Source organism: Actinomadura sp. KC216 (genome assembly GCF_004348535.1).
GTDB lineage: Bacteria > Actinomycetota > Actinomycetes > Streptosporangiales > Streptosporangiaceae > Spirillospora.
The window spans coordinates 1-7,523 of record NZ_SMJX01000374.1 but is presented as its reverse complement, the minus strand read 5'-3'; the positions used below and the strand labels follow the sequence as shown (position 1 = coordinate 7,523).

The following is a 7,523-nucleotide window of genomic DNA, read 5'->3' as shown; positions in this document are numbered from 1 at the left end:
CGCCGAGCCCGTACACGTCGAAGCGGCGGTCCGGGGCGCCGTCGATCTGGGCCTGCTCGGGGGCCATGTAACCGGGGGAGCCGGCGGGGAGCGTCAGGCTCGACAGGTGGTCATCGGTCCGCGCGATGCCGAGGTCGGAGATCATGAGCCGCTCGCCGCCGCCGGACGACGACCGCAGCAGCACGTTCGACGGCTTGAGGTCGCGGTGCACGACGCCCAGGTCGTGCAGCTCCTGGACGCCCCGGATGATCTCCCAGGCGGTGCGCAGCGCCTCGTTCAGCCGGAGCGGGCCGGTCGTGAGCCGCTCGGCGAGCGTGCCGCGGTCGGCGTAGGTCATCACGAAGTAGGGGCGGCCGTCCGGCAGCTCGCCGATGTCGAAGACCTGGACGATCCGGTGCGAGTCGGCGCGGCGCAGCAGCCGGGCCTCCTGGACGAACCGGTCCCGCACATCGGTCCGCAGCGTCCAGTGCTCCCCCAGGATCTTGATCGCGACGGGGGAGTCGAGCTCCGGGTCGTGCCCCAGCCAGACGGAGGCGAACCCGCCCGAGCCGAGGAGGCGGTCGATCCGGTAGCGGCCGGCGGATGTCGGGTAGCCCACGCCTCCCAATGATGAACGATGGACGCCGGCGCTTGCACTGGCTTGGCGTGAACGACCGAATGCGTGGCGTGAACGCCAGGCCGGAATGTCGTGTTGGACGGAGACGTTCTAAAAGGTTGCCTGAAAAACGGATCGCTTTCTGTGGGGCGCTCCGGCTACGGTTCGTAGGTTTGCGGGACGCGCGGGGACCCGCCGGGCGGACGGGACCCGACCCCTATCTTTGTCGATGGTTATGAGGACGAGTGTGAGATCGCCGCTCGCCGACGCGCGTGCGCGGCTGCCGCGGCTGATGCTGCGCGACCAGCACCGGCTGCGCCGCCGGATCGACGGCGTGCAGAAGATGCGGGACGCCGGGCGGCGCGCCAAGGTCGCCGAGGAGATCACCGCCGATATCGACGCCGCGGAGCGGCGGGTCGAGCGGCGGCGGCTCGCCGTGCCCGCGATCACCTATCCGGCGCAGCTTCCGGTCGCGCAGAAGAAGGACGACATCCTCGCCGCGGTCCGCGACCACCAGGTCGTGATCGTCGCGGGGGAGACGGGGTCCGGCAAGACCACCCAGATCCCGAAGATATGCCTTGAGCTGGGCCGGGGCGTGCTCGGCTCGATCGGGCACACCCAGCCGCGGCGGCTCGCGGCCCGGACGGTCGCCGACCGCATCGCCGAGGAGCTCGGCATCGAGCTCGGCGACGCGGTCGGGTACAAGGTGCGCTTCACCGACCGGTCCAGCGACGACACGCTCGTCAAGCTGATGACCGACGGCATCCTGCTCGCCGAGATCCAGACCGACCGGCTGCTCCGCCAGTACGACACGCTGATCATCGACGAGGCGCACGAGCGCAGCCTGAACATCGACTTCCTGCTCGGCTACGTCAAGGAGATCCTGCCGCGCCGGCCCGACCTCAAGGTGATCATCACGTCGGCGACGATCGACTCCGAGCGGTTCTCCGAGCACTTCGGGGACGCGCCGATCGTGGAGGTGTCCGGGCGGACGTATCCGGTGGAGGTGCGGTACCGGCCCGTCGTCGACCCGGACGACCCGTCCGCCGACCCCGACCGCGACCAGATCCAGGCGATCCTGGACGCGGTGGACGAGCTGGGCCGCGAGGCGCCCGGAGACGTGCTGGTGTTCCTCAGCGGGGAACGCGAGATCCGCGACACCGCGGACGCGCTGACCAAGCACTTCACGCGGCGGCGGGACGCGGCCGAGGTCCTGCCGCTGTACGCGCGGCTGTCGTCCGCCGAGCAGCACCGCGTGTTCCAGCCGCATCGCGGGCGGCGGATCGTGCTGGCCACGAACGTCGCGGAGACGTCGCTGACCGTCCCGGGGATCAAGTACGTGGTCGACCCGGGCACCGCGCGCATCTCCCGGTACAGCCACCGGCTGAAGGTGCAGCGGCTCCCGATCGAGCCGGTGTCGCAGGCGTCGGCGAACCAGCGCAAGGGACGCTGCGGCCGAGTATCTGAAGGCGTCTGCATCCGGCTGTACTCGGAGGACGATTTCGAGTCGCGTCCCGAGTTCACCGAGCCGGAGATCCTGCGGACGAACCTCGCGTCCGTGATCCTGCAGATGACGTCGCTGGGGCTCGGCGACATCGCGGCGTTCCCGTTCGTGGAGCCGCCGGACCGGCGCAACATCAAGGCCGGGGTCGATCTGCTGCACGAGCTCGGCGCCATCGACCCGTCCCAGCAGGACCCGCGCAAGCGCCTCACCCCGCTCGGCCGCCGCCTCGCCCAGCTTCCCGTCGACCCGCGGCTCGGCCGGATGATCCTGGAGGCCGACAAGAACGGCTGCGTCCGCGAGGTGCTGATCATCACGGCGGCGCTGTCCATCCAGGACCCGCGCGAGCGTCCCGCCGAGCAGCAGCAGGCGGCCGACGACAAGCACCGCCGGTTCGCCGACCCGACATCCGACTTCCTCGCTTACCTGAACCTGTGGAATTACCTGCGCGAGCAGCAGAAGGAGCTGTCGGGGAGCGCGTTCCGGCGGATGTGCAAGAGCGAGTTCCTGCATTTCCTGCGCGTCCGCGAATGGCAGGATCTGCACGGGCAGCTCAAGCAGGTCGCCAAATCGCTCGGCGTGACGCTCAACACCGCCGATGCCGCGCCCGACCGCGTCCACATGTCGCTGCTCTCGGGCCTGCTCTCGCACATCGGCCTCGCGGACGCGGAGAAGAAGGACAGGCAGCGTCGCGGCCAGGAGTATCTGGGAGCGCGCGGCGCGAAATTCGCCGTGTTCCCGGGGTCGGCGCTGTTCAAGAAACCGCCGCGCTGGGTCATGTCGGCGGAGCTGGTCGAGACGTCCCGGCTCTGGGGACGCGTCAACGCCAAGATCGAACCCGACTGGATCGAGCCGCTCGCCGAGCACCTCGTCAAGCGCAACTACAGCGAGCCGCACTGGTCGAAGAAGCAGGCCGCCGTCATGGCGCACGAGAAGGTCACCCTCTACGGGGTGCCGATCGTCGCCGACCGGCGCGTCAACTACGGCCGCATCGACCCGGCGCTGTCCCGCGAGCTGTTCATCCGGCACGCGCTCGTCGAAGGCGACTGGGAGACCCACCACCGGTTCTTCCACGACAACCGCGCCCTGCTGGACGAGGTGGAGGAGCTGGAGCACCGCGCCCGCCGCCGCGACATCCTCGTGGACGACGAGACCCTCTTCGACTTCTACGACGAGCGCATTCCCGAGGACGTCGTCTCCGGACGGCACTTCGACTCCTGGTGGAAGAAGGCCCGGCGCGACGAACCCGACCTCCTCGGGTTCGAGAAGTCGATGCTCATCAACGAGACGGCGGGCGGCGTCAGCGAGTCCGACTACCCGGACGCGTGGAAGCAGGGCGCGCTGCGGCTGCGCCTCACCTACCAGTTCGAGCCGGGTACCGACGCCGACGGCGTGACCGTCCACATTCCGGTGCAGATCCTCAACCAGGTCCGCCCGGACGGCTTCGAGTGGCAGGTGCCGGGCCTGCGCACGGAACTGGTCACCGAGCTGATCCGGTCGCTGCCCAAGCAGCTGCGGGTCAACTTCGTCCCGGCGCCCGACTACGCCCGCAAGGTCCTCGACCGCGTCGCGCCCCGCACCGAGCCGCTCCTGGACGCCCTCGAACGCGAACTCACCGAGCTGACGGGCGTCCCCGTCGCGCGCGAGGCGTGGGACCCGTCGCGCCTGCCCGCCCACCTGCGCATGACCTTCCGCGTCGTCGACGACAAGGGCCGCGCGCTCGGCGAGGGCACCGACCTGGACGAGCTGAAACGCCGCCTCGCGGGCAAGGTCCGCGGCACGCTGTCCAAGGCCGCCTCGACCATCGAGCGCTCCGGCCTCCGCGACTGGACGATCGGCGAGCTGCCCCGCACCTACGAGCGCAACCAGGCCGGATACGACGTCAAGGCGTACCCGGCGCTCACCGACGAAGGCGACAGCGTGTCCGTCCGCATGTACGAGACGGAGGCCGAGCAGAGGCGCGCGATGTGGCTCGGCACCCGGCGGCTGATCCTGCTGAACGCGCCGTCGCCGGTGAAGCTCATCCAGGGGCGCCTCACCAACCAGGGGAAGCTCGCGCTCAGCCACAACCCGCACGACTCCATCGCCGCGCTGTTCGACGACTGCGTCACCGCCGCCGCCGACCGGCTCATCGCCGAGGCCGGTGGCCCCGCCTGGGACGAGGACGGCTTCCGCGCCCTGTACGACCGCGTCCGCGCCGACCTGCACGACGCCACCGCCGAGATCGTCGCCATCGTCGAACGCGTCCTGGCCGAGGCGCACGAGGTCGACCGGCGGGTGCGCGGCACGGCGAGCCTGACGCTCGTCCCGGCGCTGACCGACATCCGCGGGCGGCTCGCGGCGCTCGTCCACCCCGGGTTCGTCACCGCGACCGGCTGGGCGCGGCTGCCCGACCTGCCCCGCTACCTGCGCGCCCTGCAGATCAGGCTCGACAAGCTCCCCGAGAACCCCGGACGCGACCGGCTGCTGGCGAACCAGGTCGACGTCCTGGAGCAGGAGTACGAGCAGGCGCTGCGGCGCCTGCACCCGTCCTGCCGCGAGGACGAGCCCGCCCGCCAGATCCGCTGGATGCTGGAGGAGTTCCGCGTCAGCCTCTTCGCCCAGCAGCTCGGGACGCGCTTCCCCGTCTCCGACAAGCGCATCCGCAAGGCGATGGCCGCGCTCTGACGGTTCTCAGTCGTTGTAGGCGAACAGCTCCAGATGGGTGCAGTTCGCGCAGCGGAACGCGTGGATCTGCAGCCGGTGCTTCCCGAAGAGCTTCGCTCCGCCGAGCAGCCCCCGCTCCAGCGGCCCCGCCACCCAGCGGGCGAAACCGCGGGCGGCCTGGCCGGAGTCCTCTACGAACCCCTCCTGCATGGTCGTGGACCCGCACAGCGTGCACCTCAGCTCCGTCACGTCGCGCATCCTAGGCGACGGCGACCTGGGCGAACCATGATCAATCGTCGGGTATGACTGGTCGCATGGGGTTGCGAGAGTTCTATCCGCCCGTCGAGCCGTACGACTCCGGGCTGCTCGACGTCGGCGACGGGAACCGGATCTACTGGGAGACCTGCGGGAACCCGGACGGCAAGCCCGCGGTGTTCCTGCACGGCGGGCCCGGCGGCGGGGTCCTGCCCGTCCACCGGCGGCTGTTCGACCCGTCCGCCTACCGGGTCGTGCTGTTCGACCAGCGGGGCTGCGGCCGGAGCCTCCCGCACGCCGGCGACCCCGCCGTGTCGCTGGAGCGCAACACGACACCGCACCTGGTGGCCGACATCGAACGGCTCCGCGAGCACCTGTCCGTCGACCGCTGGCTCGTGCTCGGCGGAAGCTGGGGCAGCACGCTCGCCCTCGCCTACGCGCAGGCGCATTCGGAGCGCGTGACGGAGCTGGTGCTGCGCGGGGTGTGGCTGGTCCGCCCGGCCGACGAGGAGTGGGGGTTCACGCCGGTGGGCGCGGCGCACCTGTTCCCGGCCGAGTGGGCGGCGTTCCGGGACGCGATCCCGCCCGCCGAGCAGGACGATCTGATCGCCGCCTACGGCCGCCGCATCGGCGACCCGGACCCGTCCGTCCATCTCCCGGCGGCGACGGCGTGGATCGGGTGGGAGCTCACCGCGAACACGCTGCTGCCCGTCCCGCCGCCCGAGCTGGACGACGCCGACGTCCTCGCGTTCGCTCGCATCACGCACCACTACATCGCGAGCGGCGGCTTCCTCCCGGACGAGGGCCTCCTCGCCGGAGTCGACCGCATCCGGCACATTCCCGCCGTGATCGTGAACGGCCGCTACGACATGAAGACCCCACCTGACCAGGCATGGGACCTGCACCGCGCCTGGCCGGAGGCCGACTTCCACATCGTGGAGGACGCGGGCCACGGCGGCTCCGAGCCCGGCATCCGCGACCTCCTGATCGAGGCCACCGACCGCTTCGCCGTACGCTGAGCCCGCGACCTGCGCTTGTCCACGCGTCCAACACAAGTCACTGCAGCAACTCGGATCAGTGCGTATGGTTCATTCCATGCCTAATAGCGAAGAGCGCGACAATAGCGGCCCCGAGGGGACGGCCGCGGCTCCCCAGGGCGCGGTCTCCGAAGGCGCGGGGGACGGCGGTGCCGGAGCCCCCGGCGCCGGTGCGGCGAACGGTCCCGGCGCAGGCGGTCCGAGCCCGGGAGGCGCCGACACGAAGGCCGCCGGTCCCGGTCCCGGCGAGTCTACGGAGACGGCGGTCGCCCGGGTGGGCGATCCCGTCACCGTGTGGCCGTGCGCCAACTGCGGGCGTCCCGTCCCGCAGCCCGTAGGGGCCGTCCGCGCGGTCCGCTACTGCCAGGACAACGACGGCGCCTGCGCCCGCGAGGCGCGCGACCGCCGCGACCGCGGCCGCGACGCGCCGGGCCTCACCGGGCAGGTCGCCGCGGCCTGGGAGATGGTCGAGCGGCTGGAGAAGGCCGCCGACGTGCTCGCCGACTCGCTGACGTCCGAGCTGAGCGTCGCCGGGGTGGAGCGCCGCGTCGCCGAGGTGCGGGCCGAGGCCGCCCGCGAGCTCGCCATCGCGCAGAGCGAGCGCGACGCGTCCCAGCGCAAGGCGGAGGAGGCGTGGCAGGAGGCGTCGTCCGCCCGCAAGCGCGCCGAGTCCGCGGAGCAGGACGCCGCCCGCCTGCGCGAGGAGGCCAAGGTCGCGACCGCCAAGCGCGACGCCGCGCAGCAGGCGTGGGAGGAGGCGCACCAGGTCGCGCAGCAGTCGATGACCGCGAAGCTCGCCGCCGAGAGCGAGCGCGACCGCGTCGCCGCCCGCGAAACCGAGCTGCTCGCCGCGCTGGAGAGCACCCGCGCCGAACTCGTCGGCCTGCACTCCAAGCTCGCCGAGGCGGAGGGCGCCGTCGAGGCGCAGCGCGTCGAGGCCGCCGTCGCCAAGCAGGGCGCCGAAGACCTGCGCAACGCGATGCGCGACACCGAGGCGCAGCGGCAGCGCGCCATGCAGACCGCCAGCAAGGCCGAGGCCGAGCGCACCGCCGCGATGCGGGCCCAGTCCGAGGCGGAGGCGGAGACCGTCCGCGCCAACGCCCGCGCCGACGAGGCCGTCAAGGAGCGCGACGCCGCGCAGGCCCGCGCCCAGGCCGTGACGGCCGAGCGCGACGAGCTCACCGCCAAGATCAACGAGCAGGCCGTCCAGCTGCGGCAGCTGTCGCAGTCGGTCGCCGAGCAGCAGGCCGCGCTGACCGCCCTCGCCGAGGAGCGCGACGCCGCCCGCGCCGAGGCCGACCGCGCCCGCCGCCAGATCGACCAGTTCACCCACAACACGCTGTCGTCGAACGTCCCGCCCGGCGGCCGGATGCCCGGCACCGCGCCCGCACTGCCCAGCGGCCACACCGGGCCGCCGCCCTCCGGGATGCCGCCCCCCGGAATGCCACCCGGCCCGCCGCCGATCGGCGGCCAGCCCCCGGCACCGGCC

At 72.1% G+C, this 7,523-nt stretch carries 5 protein-coding genes; 3 read left to right on the top strand and 2 right to left on the bottom strand.

The window, feature by feature from the left end:
• Window positions 1–598, bottom strand: a 598-nt coding sequence (locus E1264_RS37380) for a serine/threonine-protein kinase (RefSeq protein WP_132181416.1), incomplete at its 3' end; no start/stop codon positions are given.
• 244 nt (window positions 599–842) lie between these two features.
• Between E1264_RS37380 and hrpA the strand changes: the two genes are divergently transcribed.
• Entirely contained in the window at window positions 843–4,763 is a 3,921-nt protein-coding gene (gene hrpA, locus E1264_RS37375; RefSeq protein WP_207936749.1) for an ATP-dependent RNA helicase HrpA, read from the top strand.
• 6 nt (window positions 4,764–4,769) lie between these two features.
• Here the strand turns inward: hrpA and E1264_RS37370 are convergent, their stop codons facing one another.
• The gene (locus E1264_RS37370; RefSeq protein ID WP_132181412.1) at window positions 4,770–4,991 is read right to left on the bottom strand and encodes a hypothetical protein; all 222 of its coding nucleotides are present in this window, start codon (window positions 4,989–4,991) and stop codon (window positions 4,770–4,772) included.
• A 71-nt stretch (window positions 4,992–5,062) separates the two neighbouring features.
• Here E1264_RS37370 and pip point away from each other — a divergent pair, with 71 nt between their 5' ends.
• Together pip and E1264_RS37360 are read left to right on the top strand one after the other, a co-directional pair.
• Window positions 5,063–6,016 carry a prolyl aminopeptidase gene (gene pip / locus E1264_RS37365; RefSeq protein WP_132181418.1) on the top strand — a complete coding sequence of 318 codons (954 nt, stop codon included), beginning with the start codon at window positions 5,063–5,065 and terminating at the stop codon, window positions 6,014–6,016.
• 292 nt (window positions 6,017–6,308) lie between these two features.
• A partial coding sequence (locus tag E1264_RS37360) for a chromosome segregation ATPase (RefSeq protein ID WP_243711412.1) occupies window positions 6,309–7,523 on the top strand: 1,215 nt, incomplete at its 3' end.